This is a genomic window from Flindersiella endophytica (genome assembly GCF_054779015.1).
Genome location: NZ_BAAGYY010000024.1, coordinates 645,570 through 661,395 on the forward strand (window position 1 = coordinate 645,570; position 15,826 = coordinate 661,395).

The 15,826-nt window shown below is 70.2% G+C and carries 12 protein-coding genes; 6 read left to right on the forward strand and 6 right to left on the reverse strand.

Annotated elements, in window-relative coordinates:
- Positions 1-88: 88 nt before the first annotated feature.
- A complete protein-coding gene (locus tag ACYVF6_RS30805; RefSeq protein WP_460526134.1) occupies positions 89-1,483 on the forward strand; it encodes an MFS transporter in 1,395 nt (464 codons plus the stop codon).
- A gap of 15 nt (positions 1,484-1,498) precedes the next feature.
- On the opposite strand, the gene ACYVF6_RS30810 is transcribed toward ACYVF6_RS30805, so the two are convergent.
- Positions 1,499-2,737, reverse strand: a complete 1,239-nt coding sequence (locus ACYVF6_RS30810; RefSeq protein WP_460526135.1) for an MFS transporter — start codon at positions 2,735-2,737, stop codon at positions 1,499-1,501.
- A 299-nt stretch (positions 2,738-3,036) separates the two neighbouring features.
- Here ACYVF6_RS30810 and ACYVF6_RS30815 point away from each other — a divergent pair, with 299 nt between their 5' ends.
- Positions 3,037-5,574, forward strand: coding sequence for an ATP-binding protein (locus tag ACYVF6_RS30815; RefSeq protein ID WP_460526136.1), 2,538 nt, complete (start codon positions 3,037-3,039; stop codon positions 5,572-5,574).
- A 312-nt stretch (positions 5,575-5,886) separates the two neighbouring features.
- Here ACYVF6_RS30815 and ACYVF6_RS30820 read toward each other — a convergent pair whose 3' ends face one another.
- Positions 5,887-6,507 carry a DUF1707 and DUF4870 domain-containing protein gene (locus tag ACYVF6_RS30820; protein ID WP_460526137.1) on the reverse strand — a complete coding sequence of 207 codons (621 nt, stop codon included), beginning with the start codon at positions 6,505-6,507 and terminating at the stop codon, positions 5,887-5,889.
- A 180-nt stretch (positions 6,508-6,687) separates the two neighbouring features.
- Here ACYVF6_RS30820 and ACYVF6_RS30825 point away from each other — a divergent pair, with 180 nt between their 5' ends.
- Positions 6,688-7,065, forward strand: coding sequence for a hypothetical protein (locus tag ACYVF6_RS30825; protein ID WP_460526138.1), 378 nt, complete (start codon positions 6,688-6,690; stop codon positions 7,063-7,065).
- Positions 7,066-7,307: 242 nt separating this feature from the next.
- Here ACYVF6_RS30825 and ACYVF6_RS30830 read toward each other — a convergent pair whose 3' ends face one another.
- The 3 genes from ACYVF6_RS30830 to ACYVF6_RS30840 all read right to left on the reverse strand — a co-directional run bounded on the left by ACYVF6_RS30830 (position 7,308) and on the right by ACYVF6_RS30840 (position 10,343).
- The gene (locus tag ACYVF6_RS30830) at positions 7,308-7,994 is read right to left on the reverse strand and encodes a transcriptional regulator (protein ID WP_460526139.1); all 687 of its coding nucleotides are present in this window, start codon (positions 7,992-7,994) and stop codon (positions 7,308-7,310) included.
- A gap of 391 nt (positions 7,995-8,385) precedes the next feature.
- Entirely contained in the window at positions 8,386-8,670 is a 285-nt protein-coding gene (locus tag ACYVF6_RS30835) for a hypothetical protein (RefSeq protein WP_460526140.1), read from the reverse strand.
- 413 nt (positions 8,671-9,083) lie between these two features.
- Entirely contained in the window at positions 9,084-10,343 is a 1,260-nt protein-coding gene (locus ACYVF6_RS30840; protein ID WP_460526141.1) for a sensor histidine kinase, read from the reverse strand.
- Between the two features lie 143 nt (positions 10,344-10,486).
- Between ACYVF6_RS30840 and ACYVF6_RS30845 the strand changes: the two genes are divergently transcribed.
- The 3 genes from ACYVF6_RS30845 (at position 10,487) to ACYVF6_RS30855 (ending at position 13,374) form a co-directional block, all read left to right on the forward strand.
- A complete protein-coding gene (locus ACYVF6_RS30845; protein ID WP_460526142.1) occupies positions 10,487-11,176 on the forward strand; it encodes a class I SAM-dependent methyltransferase in 690 nt (229 codons plus the stop codon).
- 167 nt (positions 11,177-11,343) lie between these two features.
- Positions 11,344-12,138: a S1 family peptidase gene (locus tag ACYVF6_RS30850; RefSeq protein ID WP_460526143.1), complete on the forward strand. Its 795-nt coding sequence runs from the start codon at positions 11,344-11,346 to the stop codon at positions 12,136-12,138.
- Between the two features lie 186 nt (positions 12,139-12,324).
- Positions 12,325-13,374 (forward strand): aldose epimerase family protein, encoded by a 1,050-nt coding sequence (locus ACYVF6_RS30855; RefSeq protein WP_460526144.1) that lies wholly within the window; start codon positions 12,325-12,327, stop codon positions 13,372-13,374.
- A 6-nt stretch (positions 13,375-13,380) separates the two neighbouring features.
- Here ACYVF6_RS30855 and ACYVF6_RS30860 read toward each other — a convergent pair whose 3' ends face one another.
- Positions 13,381-15,801, reverse strand: a complete 2,421-nt coding sequence (locus ACYVF6_RS30860; protein ID WP_460526145.1) for a beta-glucosidase family protein — start codon at positions 15,799-15,801, stop codon at positions 13,381-13,383.
- Positions 15,802-15,826 lie beyond the last annotated feature (25 nt).

Here is a 15,826-nt window from a genome sequence, read left to right on the forward strand (position 1 = left end):
TCTAGGCGGATGAACGAACGCCTCAAGGTCGTTCAGGCCGGTAGCATGCGCGCAGACCGAGACCAGTTGCGGCCATTCTGGAGCGTTGATGACCGGGGTAGACGAAGGCGCGGCCCCTGAACACGTCACGGCGACAACACCGAGCGAGGAACGCCGCGAGGTGACGCGCTGGGGTCTGTACGCCTGGGCCAACCACGGCTGGGCCGGTGCCGTCTCCACCGTGCTCATCGGCCCGTGGATCCTCAGCCTCGCCACGACGGCCGCGGGCTCCGAGCGCGCTCCTCTGTTCTCGATCGGGCCGTGGACGCTCGCGGCCGATGCCTTTCCCTCGTTCGCGATCGCGCTGGCCGCGCTGGTCCAGGTGATCGCGCTGCCGTTGCTCGGCGCCGCCGCCGACGCGCACACGGCGAAGCGGCGGCTGCTGGCCTGGCTCACCATCGTCGCCTCCGTGCTCACGATGCTGCTCGCGACGACGGGTGGCAGCGCCTGGCTGTACGCCGGAATCCTGTTCGTGCTGGGCAACTTCGCCTTCGGCGCGACCGATGTCGTCTACAACTCGTTCCTGCCGCACCTGGTGCCGCAAGAGCGGCTTGACCACGCGTCCGGCAAGGGCGCGGCGATCGGTTTCCTCGGGTCGGGGCTCGTGATGGGCGTCAACCTGCTGCAGCTGCAGTTCAGCGGGCTGTTCGGCATGGACCAGGCGACGGCGGTGCGCTGGTGCTTCGTGGTGGCGGGCCTGTGGTGGCTGGGATTCGGCCTCTACGCCATCGCCGGCCTGCGCGACCGGCATCCGGGCCTGGTGCCCGCGGTTGGCACGGCGCCGGGATCTGCGCCGGCGCCGGGCAAGCGGATGCTGCGCCGGACGCTCACGCTGCTGCGGCGGATGCCGCACACGCGGCGCTACCTCGCCGCGTACCTCCTGTTCGCCGACGCGATCTCCGGCGTCGTGGGGCTGGCGTCGGTCTACATCACGCACGAGATCTTCGCCAGCGACACCGCGAGCGCGGCGCCGTTCCTGTTCACGCTGATCCTCACGATCCAGTTCGTCGCGTTCGGCGGAACCCTGATCTGGCCACCCATCGCCCGCCGGCTCACGACATACCGCACGCTGCTGCTGACGCTGGTGCTGTGGTGCGGCGTCGTGATCTACGCGTTCGCCGCCCTGCACAGCAAGCTCGAAGCCATCATCCTCGGCGTCGTGATCGGCATCATCATCGGCGGATCCCAGTCCCTGGCCCGATCCCTCTACTCCCAGATGATCCCGCGCGGCCGCGAGACCATGTTCTTCAGCCTCTACGAAATCGCCGACAAGGGAACCTCGTGGATCGCCCCGCTGGTCTTCACCATCGTCGTGAACGTGACCGGCTCCTACCGCCAGGCGATCCTCTCGCTGATCGTCATGTTCGTGGCAGGGATGCTCATCCTCACCACCGCCAACGTCGACCGCGCCCGCCAGGAAGCCCTCGCCGAGTCCGAGGCCTGAGCGGGCCGGGGCCGGTCAGCCGTCGGTGTTGGCGGGGCCGTGGGCGTGCGCGGCCACCTCCGCCGACTCCGCTCCCTTGCCGCCGGCCGCACCTGACAGCAGGCCCGCGGCCAGCACCACCAGCAGGAGGAACACGATCGGCACCGCCAGGCCCCACGGGAGTCCGAACCATTCGCCGAAGTTGCCGATGAACACCGGTCCGAGCACCGATCCCGTGTAGCCCGCCGTCACCGTGATCCCGAGCAGCGACGGCCGTTTCGCCGTACGAGTGTTGCCTCCCGCGCTGAACACCACCGGCACGACCGGGCCGATGCCGATTCCCGCCAGAGCGAACCCCGCGATCGACACCCATGGCGACGGCGCCAGCAGGAACACGACGTACCCCAGCATCGCCATCCCCGCGCCCAGCCGTGCCATCAGCACCGGCCCCAGCCGTTCGCCGATCCGGTCGGCCACCAGCCGCGACAGGGCCATCGCCCCCGCGAAGACCGAGATGCCGAGCGCCGCGACGTACTGCGTCGCACCGCGCTCGTCGCGCAGGAAGACAGCGCCCCAGTCGGCGATCGCGCCCTCGGACATGAACGCGCCGAAGCCCATCACGACCAGCAGCAGGACGACGAGCAGGCCGACGGTACGCCGGCTGGAGCTCGACGCCTCCGTCCCGTGGCCGATGGCCGCGCTCTCCCGGTCGCCTGACAGCAGGCGCGACTGCAGCGGCAGGCTGGCGAGCGCGCACACCAGCGCCGCGACCACGAAGTGCGGGTGGTAGTCGACGCCCGCCTTCGCCACGCCGGCGGCGACCGCGGCGGCGCCCATCGACCCGAGGCTCCACAAGCCGTGGAACGCCGACATGATCGGCCGGCCGTAGAGCCGCTCGACGGCCACCGCGTGGGCGTTCATCGCCACGTCGAGCATGCCTCCGAGCAGGCCGAGTACGAACAGCGCGGCGGTCAGGCTGGAGAGGTTCCACGCGAACGCCGGGCCGATCAGCGCGATCGCCTGCAGCGGCATGATGATCCGCATCGCCACGGCCGTACGCCCACGGCGTTCCATCCGGCCGGTGAGCCGCGTGCCGATCAGCAGGCCCACCGCCATGCCGCCGAGCGCGAAGCCGAGGTCGTCGTTCCCGAGCCGCAAGCCCTCCTTGATGGCCGGGATCCGTGGGGTCCAGGTCGCGAAAACCGCCGCGTGCAACAGGAAAGTCATGGAGACGCAGAACCGCGCCTGGCGCAGCTCGGCCGTGATCGTACTCATCGCCTGCGACTTTACGGGGACGAAGCCAAATTGCCCGGCCGTAGCCCACTCACGCCCCGGCCCGTACCCCTGGTGATGAGCCTGTCTCAGATCGTCCCGTTCCGTCTCTGGCGTTGCAGGACACCGACGGCCGATGGTTGGCTGATCTCAGGTCGCCCCTACGGCCTCTGGTCCACCCAGGCCAGTTGCACCACCCCGGTCCGCCGGACCGCCCCCAAACCCACCGGCGGACCGGATCCGCATGCCTGGAATCAGTGTCTTGCCTCCCGCGAGACACCAGACGCCGGTATGGTAGATCCATGAAGGGGCGGGAGACCCGGCTTCCCGATGGGTTGCCGGATCCGGACGAGGTGCCCAACGCCAAGGAGTTCCTTGCCGCGTTGCGCGACCTGCGTTCATGGGCCGGGCAGCCTTCGCTTCGCCGGCTCCGGATGCTCGGCGGCAAGACCACCTCGGTCGGCGGCCACGTCATCGACGCGTTGCCCACGAGCACGATCTCGGCATGGCTGGCCGGCAAGCGACCACATCTGCCGCGTAGCGAGTTCGTCGAGGCTTACGTCCGCGCGTGCCTACGGGCCCAGGGCATCACGCCTGATCTGGTCACCCAGGAGGTACGCCGGTGGCTGGGCGTCCGGCACCGGCTGGAGGCCGCGTCGGCACAGGCGGTCGAGCAGACCGGCACATTCCAGGCCAGATCGGTCAACGCCAACAGCGATCGCCGGGCCGAGTCGTCGGTCACGTTGAGCCCGAACGCGAAGATCAGCCTGGACGCGGCCCAGGACACCGGCCCCATGCCGGATCGGGCAGTGCCGCACCAGCTTCCGGCTCCGCCGCGCGGGTTCTCCGGCCGCGCGCGGGAGCTCGCACTCCTCAACGAAACTTCCGGAGCCTCCGACGGCGCCAGCGACGTCATGGCGATCGCAGCGATCCACGGCACGGGCGGAGTCGGCAAGACCTGGCTGGCGGTGCGCTGGGCCCACGACAATCTCGCGCGCTTCCCCGACGGACAGCTCTACGTCAACCTCCGCGGCTTCGACCCGTCCGGCCCGCCGATGGCGCCGGCGGCAGCCGTACGCGGGTTCCTCGACGCGCTCGGCGTCGATCCCGGTGTCGTCCCCGCCGACCTCGACGCCCAGGCGGCGCTCTATCGCAGCCTGATGGCCGGCAAACGCATGCTGATCCTGCTCGACAACGCCCGCGACACCGCACATGTGGAGGCGTTGCTGCCCGGCAGCCCGACCTGCACGGTGCTCGTCACGAGCCGCAACCAGCTCGGCGGGCTGGTCACCACCTACGGCGCGCAGCCGATGGCGCTCGACATGCTGTCCAGCGCCGAGGCCCGGCAGCTGCTGATCCGCCATCTCGGCCGCGAACGGATCGACGCCGAGCCCGGTGCCGTCGACGAGCTGGTCGAACGCTGTGCCGGGCTGCCGCTCGCGCTCGGCATCGTCGCCGCGCGGGCCGCGGCGCACCCCGACTTTCCACTGGCGGCGCTGGCCAAGGAGCTCGCCGACGCCTCCACCCGGCTCGACGCGCTCAACATCGGCGACCTCACGGCCAACCTGCGTGCGGTGTTCTCGTCCTCTCACGAGACGCTCGGCACCGAGGCCCAGCGGACGTTCGCGCTGCTCAGCCAGCCGCTCGGGCCCGACATCTCGCTGCCGGCCGTCGCGAGCCTGACGGCCGTACCCCTCAGCCGGGCGCGCGCGATCCTGCAGGACCTCGAAGCCGTCCACCTGCTGCACCAGACCGCGCCCGGGCGCTATCGCATGCACGACCTCGTCCGGTTGTACGCCACCGAACGCGCGCAGCTGCTGGAGCCCGACGTCCGCGACTCCGCGCTGCGCCGGCTGGTCGAGCACTACCTCCACACCGCGTTCGCGGCCGACCGGCTGGTCGCGTCGCAGCACTCCCGTCCGATCAAGCTCGAGACACCGACGCCCGGCATGCAGCGCGAGTCGATCTCCGACCGCGACACCGCCTGGGCGTGGTTCGACGCCGAGCACGCCGCCGTACTCTCCGCCCAGGCGACGGCCGCCGACCGCGGCTGGGACCTGATCGTGTGGCAGCTGGCGCGCACGCTCAACCACTTCCACCGCTGGCGCGGCCATTTCCACGCCGAGGTGACGACGTGGGAGTACGGCCTGCCTGCGTCCGAACGGCTCGACAACACGCTGCTGCTGGCCGAGGCCCACCACCGCATGGGCAGCGCGAAGCTCAGGCTCGGCCTCCACAAGGACGCCAGCGAACACCTCCAGCAGGCGATCTCGTTGTACGAACGCGGCGGCGACGCCATCGGCCAGGCCGACACGCACGAGGCGTACGCCGCCGTGCTCGCGGCACAGGGCGACTTCCAACGCGCGCTGTCCAACTCCAACCGTGCGCTGCACCTGTTCCAGTCGGTCGACTCGCTCAACGGTGAGGCGGGCTCCTACAACTCCCTCGGCTGGTGGAACGCGCAGATGGGCCGCTACGACCGTGCCCAGGCGCACTGCGAGCAGGCGCTCGACCTCTACCACCAGGTGAGCGACCGAGACGGCGAGGCCTACACACTCGACAGCCTCGGGTTCATCGCCAAGCACACCGGGCGCCACTACCAAGCGCTCGGCTACTACCAGCAGGCGCTGTCGCTGTTCCGTACGCTCGGCAACTCCTACCACGAGGCGATGGTCCTCACCGAGCTCGGCGAGATCAACGCCCTGCTGGGGCGGCACTCGGAGGCGTGGAACGCGCGGACGCAGGCGCTGGAGCTGTATCGCGCGCAGCACCGGATGAAGGAAGCCGAGGAGATCCAGCTGGAGCTCCGATCCGCGGCGGGCACCGCCCCCGGCTCTTAGCTGTTGGCGGCGGTTGCGGGCTCGAACAACACATCGGTGTTGTCCGGCACGACGTCCGAGCTCTTGACCGCGGGCGGCGAGCGGGCGGCTCCATCCCACCAGCAGCGTGGCTCCGGCAGCTGATGGCGGCTGGAGGTTGTGCGTGGCGCGAAATCGGCCACCGGACTCGACATGGCAGAGGGAACAGCTGCGGCCCGGAACGGGCGGAGGTGACGCTCACGCTCACGGGCCTGCCAGCACCGACGGCTGGGGCTGCTCCTGGGCCGGTCCTGGGTCCGTTCTGAGCCTGTTCTTGAGCCTGTTCTCGGGGCCTCAGCTCAGCAGGCGCAGGGACTTCGGGTAACGCCAGCGGTTGCCGGCGGCGGCGGAGAGGCCGCCGATGCCCATCAGGATGAACCAGGCGCCGACCAGCAGCGGGAACAGGACGCCTGCGACGCCCAGGGTCACGCCGGTGACGATGCCGAGGGCGATGATCGCGCCGAGGAAGGTGAGCTGGAAGTTGGTGGCCTCCAGCGCCTGTTCGCGTACGAAGCGGGAGTTCTTGCCGGCGGTGTAGGCGATGATCGCCGGGCCGACGAACAGCGTGAACAAGCCGGACCAGTGGGCGACCAGCGACAGCAGACGGTCCTCGCCGTTCGGCATGGCGTGCGGAGGCCGCGGCGCCATCGGGGCGACGGCAGCTTGGTACGGGTGGCTGACCGGCAGGCCGCGCAGGACTTCGGCGAGGTCGGCGCGGTTACGGGCCGACAGCGCATCCTCGATGCGACGGTCCAGCTCCTCGTGGTTGAGCCGGCCCTCGGCGAAGGCGTTCTGCAGCAGTTCGACCGTCTGGTCACGCTCGGCGTGGCCGACTCGCAGCGCGCCAGGCCCGACCGGGCCAGGGCCAGGCATCGGGCTGGTGGCCGTTGGGGTGTGTCCGGTTCCCGCGTTCATGCCACGATCCTTGCTCGGCGGCGACCGCCGACACATCGGGTAACCCCCTGACTCTCCCCGGAATGCCGCGGGTACGGGACGGTTGGATATTCGCGACCAGTGACGACGCCGGACAACTTCGGCCAACCCGGGCGAGTCGGACCTCGTAGAACCAACGGGCGGACAGGACAGGAGCGGAACGTGGCCAGATTGCCGACCGCACTCGCGTTGGGCGCCGTCGCAGTGCTGGTCGCCGGCTGCGCGACCGACCCGGCGGTACCGCGACCGACCGGACCGACCGGACCGACCGGGACCACCGGCACCACCGGCGACCCGGCCGGCCCCAGACGCACGTTGCCGGCAGGGAGCAGGAGCAGCACCGCCGCGCCTACACCTGAGAACGACGCGGCCGGCCAGCAAGCGGAGCGAGGCGACCGTTCCGGCAGCTCCCTGTGTGTGTACGAGCACCACGACAAGCGCCCGCGCACCTCCGTGGACGAACCTCCGGTCGAGCCGTCCGGCCGCTTCCTGTTCGCCGGCGCGCCCGGCAAGCGGGTCGGCGAGGCTGCCGGCGCCTGAGCGGTCGTCCCCACGCTCACCGGGGAGACGGTGGGTGGGCACAGCTCGTCCGGTGCGGCGTTCGGCACCCAGCTGTTCTGCGGGCAGGGCACGATCACCAAAGGCAATGAGCTGGTGGGCGCACCCGGACCTGGGACCTCTGGACCCTGCCCGACGGCCGGCCCGGGGACGCCTACGGCACCGGCATAGGGGTCCGGGGCCCGTACTGAGCCTTCTTCCCGTTGTGATGGTGTCCGCCGGGCCTACCCGGAACCGGCGGTCACCAGGCCACTCTCGTACGCGAAGACGACGGCCTGCGCCCGGTCGCGCAGGTCGAGCTTGGTGAAGATGCGGCCGATGTGGGTCTTCACGGTCTGCTCGGCCACGATCAACTCGGCGGCGACCTCGGTGTTGGACAACCCACGGGCGACCAGCGTCAGCACTTCACGTTCGCGGGCGGTGAGGCTGCCGAGCTGGGCGGACAGCTTCGCCGAGCTCGCCCTCGACGCGGCGCCCCGGCCGTTGCGGGCGAACTCCTCGATCAGCCGGCGCGTGACCGACGGCGCCAACAGCGCGTCCCCCGCGGCGACCACGCGCACGGCCGCGATCAGGTCGGCCGGTGGCGCATCCTTCAGCAGGAAGCCGCTCGCCCCGAGCCGCAACGCCTCGTAGACATAGTCGTCGATGTCGAACGTGGTCAGCATCAGCACGCGCGGCTTCGGCTCCATCGCGGAGGTCAGCACCCGGCGCGCGGCCTCCAACCCGTCGAGCCTCGGCATCCGAACATCCATCAGCACGACGTCTGGCTGCAACCGCAGCGTCCGCTCGACGGCCTCCACGCCGTCAGCGGCATCACCAACCACATCGATGTCCTCCTGCGCGGCCAACAACGCCGCGAAACCCGCCCGCACCATCGACTGATCATCGACGACCAGTACCCGAATCGTCATGCCACGCCTGCTCTCTCACCTGTCGGCAGCACCGTCCTGATGGCGAACCCGCCCACCGGCGTCGCCGCGGCCTCCAGCGAACCACGCAGCAACGCCGCGCGCCCTCGCATCCCCGCCGAATGCGCCCCTGCCATCGTCGCGGGCTTTTGCGGGCCACCAAGTGGCGCCACCGCGAGCTCTCGCATTCTCCGCAGGCCGAGGCCCAGGTCGCTCGGCGCCGAACGCGGCCGAGCAGACGACAGCGGCGGCACGTTCTCTGCTGCAACCTGCGGCCCGGCCAAGCCCAGTCCTGCCTCGCTCCGCGCGGCACCAGCCACACCATCTGCAGGCGGCGGCATGTTCATCGCGGCAACCCGCGGCCCGGCGGCGAGTATCGCCAATCCCGGCGGCGTCATGGCGCGCTCGCTTCCTCGGCCGTCGGCAGCACCACGCGCACGGCGAGACGACGCTCCAGCGGCGCCGCGGGCTTTGGCGAGCCACCAAGCGACGCCGCGCGCATCCTCGCCACGCCAAGCGCCGGCTCGCCCGGCGTCGAACGCGGCCGAGCAGATGACGGCGGCACGGTCGCCGCGGCAACCTGCAAGCCGGCCAGGTCGGGGCCTGGCTCGCTCGGAAGGGAGCCACCCGCAGCGATCCGCGCGGCGGTAACCGCTTCCGCCAATCCCGGCGGCGTCATGGCGCGCTCGCTTCCTCGGCCTTCGGCAGCACCACACGCACGGCGAGACGGCGCTCCGGCGGCGCCGCAGGCTTTGGCGAGGCACCAGGCGACGCCGCGCGCTCTTGCATCCTCGCGACGCGCAACCCGGCTCATCTCGACGCCGCCCGAGCCGCACCGGCTGCCATCGACGCGGGCATTGGCGGGCCACCAAGTGGCGCCACGCGCATCCTCGCCACGCCGAGCGCCGGCTTGCTCGGCGCCGGGCGCGGCCGGGCGGACGACTGCGGCACGTTCACGCGGCAACTCGCAACCCGCAACCCCAGCCCCGGCTCGCTTCGCGCGGGGCCGGCCGCGCCAGCGGCCCGCGGTGGCAGGGTCGGCGCAGCACCATCCAGCGGGCCGGCGGCCGCTCGCATCAGCCGCGGCGGCGGTCATCGCACGCTCGCTTCCTCGGCTGTTGGCAGCACTGCTCGCACGGCGAAACCACCTTCCGGCGTTACCGCGGCCTCGAGCGAGCCGCCCAGGAGCGCCACGCGTTCTCGCATGCCTGCCAGGCCCAGACCTGGCTCGCCCGGCGCCGAACGCGGCTCGGCGGACGACGACGTCGGCGGTGGCGGGTCGTTCACTACGTCGATCCGGAGCTCTGAGGCGGAGCCCGTCAGCGTGAGCGCCGTCGCCGCGCCGGAGGCATGCCGGACGACGTTGCTCAGCGCCTCCTGCACGATCCGGTACGCCGTCAGCGACACCGGTTCAGGCAGGTCCGCAGGCACCGACTTCCGCACAACGCTGACCGCGGTGCCCGCCCGCTTCGCCGACTCCAGCAGGTCATCGAGCCTGTCGAGGCCCGGCTGGGGCGCCCGCAGCGTCGCCTCGTCCTCGCTGCGGAGCACGGTCAGCAGGCGGCGCATCTCGGTCAGGGACTCGCGCGCCTGGTCGCTGATCGAACGAAACTCCTCGCGCGCGGCCTCCGGCAGGTCGGGTAATCGGTATTCGGCCGTCGACGCCTGCACGGTGATCACCGACATGTGGTGCGCCACGACGTCGTGCAGCTCACGCGCGATCCGCGTGCGTTCCTCGAGCATCCGCCGGCGGGAGCGTTCCTCCGCGGTGAGCCGCTCCTCCTCCAGCAGGCGCTGCCGGGCCCGCGCCGACATCCGGACGGCGGAGCCCAGCACCAGCAGCAGCGCCGACAGGATGCTGACGAGCTGGAGGTTGGGCCGGGACTCCGGAATGTTCTTGTTGAGCGACAGCAGGATCCCCGCCAGCAGCGGAATCGTCCAGCTGAGCAACGCGATCGCCGGCCCGTGCCGTCGGGCGACGGCATATTGCACGACGAAGTAGGCCAGCAGCCCCGTCGTTATCCACGGCCAGGGCTGTGGCTGCTGGATCGGCACGACCGTCGCCGCGACGAACCAGAACGCGGCGAACTCGATCGCCCACGCGAGCAGCGGCCGGTACGCCGCGAGCACCACCGGCAGCGCCTGCGCCACCGCGATCGGCAGGGAGTACCACCTGGCCTCGATGACGTAGTTGTGGCGGATGAACGGGTTGGCGGCACCGAAGAGGATCAGTGCGAGCGGCACCGAGCCCGGCCCGATCGCCCGCAACGGCAAACGCCACCACCGGCCCTTGGCGACCGCGACATCGGCGGCGCCAGGGCCCAGCAGCACGTTGAGCAGGGCGGCGATCACAGGGTCATCGTATTCTGCGGCAATTGGGAGGGAATCGGACCAGGGTTCGAGATTGGGGGAAGGCCGTAGTACCACGGTATGACGAGGGCAATGGCCCCACCGGTTGACGCTTTCGCGCCGATCTCGCCCCTAGCTTCCGCGCCATGCGCGAACACATCAACCGCCTCTACGAAAAGTACGCCGACGACCTGCGAATCGCCCGAAAGGAGCAGCGCGCGATTCGCGAAAACGACCGCTCGATGAAAACCCAGCTCGACGACATCGAAGCCGAGATCACCTACCTCCTGCTCCGCGAGCACCGCCCGGCCACCGTGGTCGAGATCGGCTGCCTGCACGGCTGGTCCACGACCTGGATCCTCCGCGCCCTACGCGACAACGACAGCGGCGGTCACCTGCACTCCTACGACATCCGCCCCGACGCCGCCGCCCACGTGCCGATCGAGCTCTCCGAGACCAGGTGGACGTTCAACCAGGGCGACGTACGCGACCAGCGCGGCCGGCTCCCCGACCCCATCGACTACCTCTTCATGGACGCCGCGCACGGCGGCGGTTTCGCCCGCTGGTACCTCGCACACGTCGTTCCAGCCCTGAAGCCCGGCACGCCGGTCAGCGTTCACGACGTGTTCCACCACGCGCGACCGCTCCCCCTGACCGAGGGGGCGGTACTCCTCGCCTGGCTGAAGGAGCACGGAGTCGACTACTTCACACCGTCCAAAGCCAGGGCCCGCTCGACCTACGACCAACTCAACCGCCTACGCGAACAACTCGGACTGGCCGAAGCAGTACATTCCGGGCAGGACAACCCGATGCTCTTCTTCCGCACACCCATTTAGCCCCTCTCGAACGATTTCGATGCCGGGAGGCACTAGTCAAGATCGCCCTGCGGTACCACTATGCAATTTGCATGCTCACGGACCGACGGGCTGGAAGATGCCAAGAGTCTTGACAGTTAGCACTCCTTCTGGGACATACAGGGCAATCGCCCACCCGGGAGGACTGCATGCGTTCAAGAAGTCAATGGATCCGACGAACTACCGTCAAGCTGTTCGCCGCGACGTTGATCGGCGTCGCGGCGTTCGGCGTCATGGCGGCACCAGCACAAGCCCGTCCGGCGCCCAACTCCGACGGTGCACCCCACAGCACCCCAGCCATCGTCGGCGGCGGAGTCGTCAGCAACAACCTGCCCTGGATCGCCGCGCTGCACTCAGGCGGCGGCTTCACCTGCACCTCGTCCCAGATCAGCCGCGACTGGATCATCACGGCCGCCCACTGCGTCCCGAACGACAGTGGCTACTCCGTACGCATCGGCTCGCTGACGCGCTCCAGTGGCGGCACCGTCCGCGACGTCGCCCAGGTCGTACGGCACCCCGAGTTCAACTGGCCCGCGCACGACATGGCGTTGCTCCGCCTCGCGCAGCCGTACGACAACTCGAGCTACGTGCCGCTCGCGACCACCGCGGATGTCCAGCAGGGACAGGCCGTCACGCTCTACGGCTGGGGCTCGGAGAACCCCGACTGGAGCGGACCGCTGCCCGAGAACCTCAAGTACGCCAACGGAAACCTCAGCAGCGCCGGCTGCTCCAGCGACGTGGCACCGTTGATCTGCACGCAGACCGACGGCAGCGTCGCGGGCGGCGACTCAGGTGGCCCTGTGATGATTCAGAGTCCGGCGACCGGAGCCTGGGTACACGGAGGCGTGTGCGCGGTCGGGCACAAGCCCGCCGGCTCCGGTTGGGCCGCCTACACCTCCGACGCGACACACCGCTCCTGGATCACTTCGGTGAGCGGCGTGTGAGCAGGGCTGGCATCCAGCCCGTAACCGCAATCCCGTAACGAAAGGAAGGGCACTGCCATGTCTGGCAACCTGCACCGTCGCGACGTCCTTCGCGCCGCAAGTGTCGTCGGCCTGGGGACCGCCGCCGTCGTAGGCTCGGGCGCCCCGGCTTCGGCGAAGTCAAGATCCCACAGCCACCATGGAGGCTTGCGGATCAGCAAGGAGCCGTTCGGCACCACACCTGACGGGAAGCAGGTTGACCAGTACGTGTTCAGCAACGGTCGTGGTGTCGAGGTCGGGATGATCACCTTCGGCGCCACGATCCACACGCTGACGGCACCGGATCGGCGTGGGCGCACCGACAACATCACGCTCGGATTCCCGACGCTGGAAGGCTATCTGGAGAACTCGCCGTACTTCGGCTCGACGATCGGACGCTACGGCAACCGGATCGCGCTCGGCCGTTTCACCATCGACGGCGTGACGTACCAGATCCCGCCGAACAACGGCGACAACGCCTTGCACGGTGGGCCGGTCGGCTTCAACAAGCACGTCTGGACCGCCAAGGAAGTACGCTCCGACGACGCGATCGGCGTCGAGTTCACCGACGTCAGCCCGGACGGCGACCAGGGCTTCCCCGGCACGCTGACCGCGGTGGTGACCTACACGTTGAACACCAAGAACCAGCTGCGCATCGACTACAAGGTCACCACGGACAAGAAGACCGTGCAGAACCTCACCAACCACGCGTACTGGAACCTTTCCGGTGAAGGCTCATCAGCGATCTACGACCACGTCCTGCAGATCAACGCCTCCCGCTACACGCCGGTCGACGCGGGGCTCATTCCGCTGGGCACGTTGCCGTCCGTGGGCGGCACGCCGTTCGACTTCCGCCGCCCGCACACGATCGGCGAGCGCATCCGGCACGGCGACGAGCAGCTCATGCTCGGTCTGGGCTACGACCACAACTTCGTGCTCGACGGCAGCGGGCTCAAGTTGGTCGCCAGGGTCTTCGACCCTGACAGCGGGCGCAAGATGACCATCCACACCACCGAGCCCGGCGTGCAGTTCTACTCCGGCAACTTCCTCGACGGCACGATCTACGGCACGGGCGGAAGGCAGTACCGGGAGGGCGACGGGTTCGCGCTGGAGACCCAGCACTTCCCCGACTCCCCCAACCAGCCCACCTTCCCGTCCACACTGCTGAGCCCCGGCCAGACCTACCGCTCGACCACCATCCACACCTTCGCGGCCTGAGCGCCACTAGACCGCAGCTGAAAGGCGGCGCCAGACCACGTCGGAAGCCGGGCCGATCGACAGCTCGAACGGCCCGGCTTCCGTACGCCACTCGCCGGCTTCCTCGTCCCAGTGCTCGAACGCGCGCGAGCTCAGCAACAGCTCGGCCTCCGCCACCTCACCGGCACCCGCCTCGACCACGGCGAAGCCCGCGAGCCACAGCGCAGGGCGGTCGATCCGGCTGCCAGGCTTGGACAAATACGCCTGCACGACCGTACGCCCGGTCCGTGAACCGGTGTTCCGCACCGAGACCCGCACCTGCTCAACCGAGGGCCAGCTCGCGTCCACGCACTCCCACGTGGTGTAGCCGAGGCCGTGCCCGAAGGCGTACCGAGGCGTGCGCCCGGAGCGCGCCCACCCGCGATACCCGACGTGCAGTGACTCGTCGTACGACAGCACGCCGTCGACCGGCGTGGTCGACAGGACCGGGCAGTCCGCCGCGACCACCGGCCACGTCGTCGGCAGCCGCCCACCCGGCTCGCGCTCACCCAGCAGGACGTCGGCCAGCGCGGAGCCGAACTCCTGCCCGGGGAACCACGACAGCAGGACAGCACCCACCGAGTCGGCCCACGGCAGCTCCACCGGCGAGCCGGAGTTGACGACGACGATCGTGCGCGGGTTGGCGCCGACCACCGCGCGCACCAGCTCGTCCTGGTTGCCAGGCAGCGCGAGCGTGTCGCGGTCGAAGCCCTCGCTCTCGATCTCGGCGGTCGTGCCCACGACCACGATCGCCACGTCGGACAAGGCGGCCAGCTCCGCCGCCGCGGCGAGCTCTTCCGCGTCGGAACGCCGAGGCTCCTCGTGCCCGATGCCGAACGCCACGAACGGGTGCTCCGGCACGGTGTGCACGACCCGCACGGTCGCCGTCGTCCCCGCGGAGAGCTGGACCCGTGCGGACGTGTGCGGCGGCCGCACGACCGCCTCGAACTCCTCCGAACCCTCCGGCAGGCGAAGTGTCTCGTCGATCACGACCTCGTCGCCGACGTAGACCTTGAAGTGCCCGGTGCCGGTGATCCCGATCCCGTGCGCTCCGCTCGCGACCGCCTGGATCGTCGCCGTCGCCTCGATCGTCCTGACCTGCGACGCGTCGACGTCGGGACCGTAGGATCCCAGCCACAGGAACCGCGTGGTGTCGCGATCCTCCTGTCCCACCGGGGTTTCGGCCGCGTCGAGGAAACGTACGTGCGCCGCCGACGCCAGCGGCGGCAGCACCCTCGTCGCCCGCGCGCCCGGCGTGTGCACGACCTCGACACCGGCCGGGCCGAGCGCGGAACGCAAGCCGTCCAGCGGCGACACGACGTACGGCGGGAAGACCGTCGCGCTGCCACCGCCCTGCGTGCGCGCCGAAGCCGCGTTCGGCCCCAGCACCGCCACCTGCCGCAGCTCCGCGGTGGAGAGCGGCAGCAGATCCTCGTTACGGGCAAGGACGAACCCGTCGGCAGCCGCCTCCCGGACGAGCGCCGACACGTCCTCCTCCAGGAACACCGGAGGCTCCACGGCCACCGGACCGTCGGCCAGGGCGCCCGTACGGCAGGCGATCCGCAGCAGCCGGCGGACCTTCTCGTCGATCGCGGGCTCCGGCACCTTGCCCTCGCGTACCGCCGCCACCAGCGCGGCGCCCCACGGCCCGTCCGGGCCGGGCATCACGAGGTCCAGAGCGGCCCGCGCCGACGCCTCGGTCGAGCGCGCGGCCGTCCAGTCGGAGACGACCACACCGTCGAATCCCCATTCCTGGCGGAGGATGTCGGCCAGCAACGGGCTCTCGGTCATCGTCGTTCCGTCGACGGAGTTGTACGCCGCCATGACCGCCCACGCGCCGCCCTCGCGCACGATCGCCTCGAACGGCGCGAGGTAGAGCTCGCGCAACGCCCGGCGATTCATCCGGACGTCGACCGTCATCCGCTGCGTCTCGGAGTCGTTGCCGACGAAGTGCTTGACGGTCGCCGCGACGCCGCCTTCCTGCACCCCGCGGACGTACGCGACGCCGATTCGCGAAGTCAGCAAGGGATCCTCGGAGTAGCACTCGAAGTGCCGGCCGCCGAGCGGCGATCGGTGGAGGTTGACCGTCGGCGCCAGCAGCATGTCGACGCCCTTACGCCGGGCCTCCGCCGCCAGCAGCAGCCCGAGCCGATGGACCAGTTGCTCGTCCCAGGACGCCGCGAGCGCGGTCGGAGACGGCAGGTTCGCCGAGGTGTCGCGCTCGTCCCACAGCGTTCCGCGGACGCCGACCGGCCCGTCCGACATGACGAACGCGCGCAGGCCGATGCGTTCGGCGGGTGGCAGCGACCACGCGTCCGCCCCGGTCAGCAGCCCGACTTTCTCCTCCAGTGTCAGGCTGGCGAGTCGTTCCTCGATCGCGGTTTCGGTGCGTGGATCGGTGTCTGCCATGAGTACTCCCTCGGCCCTCGCGCTT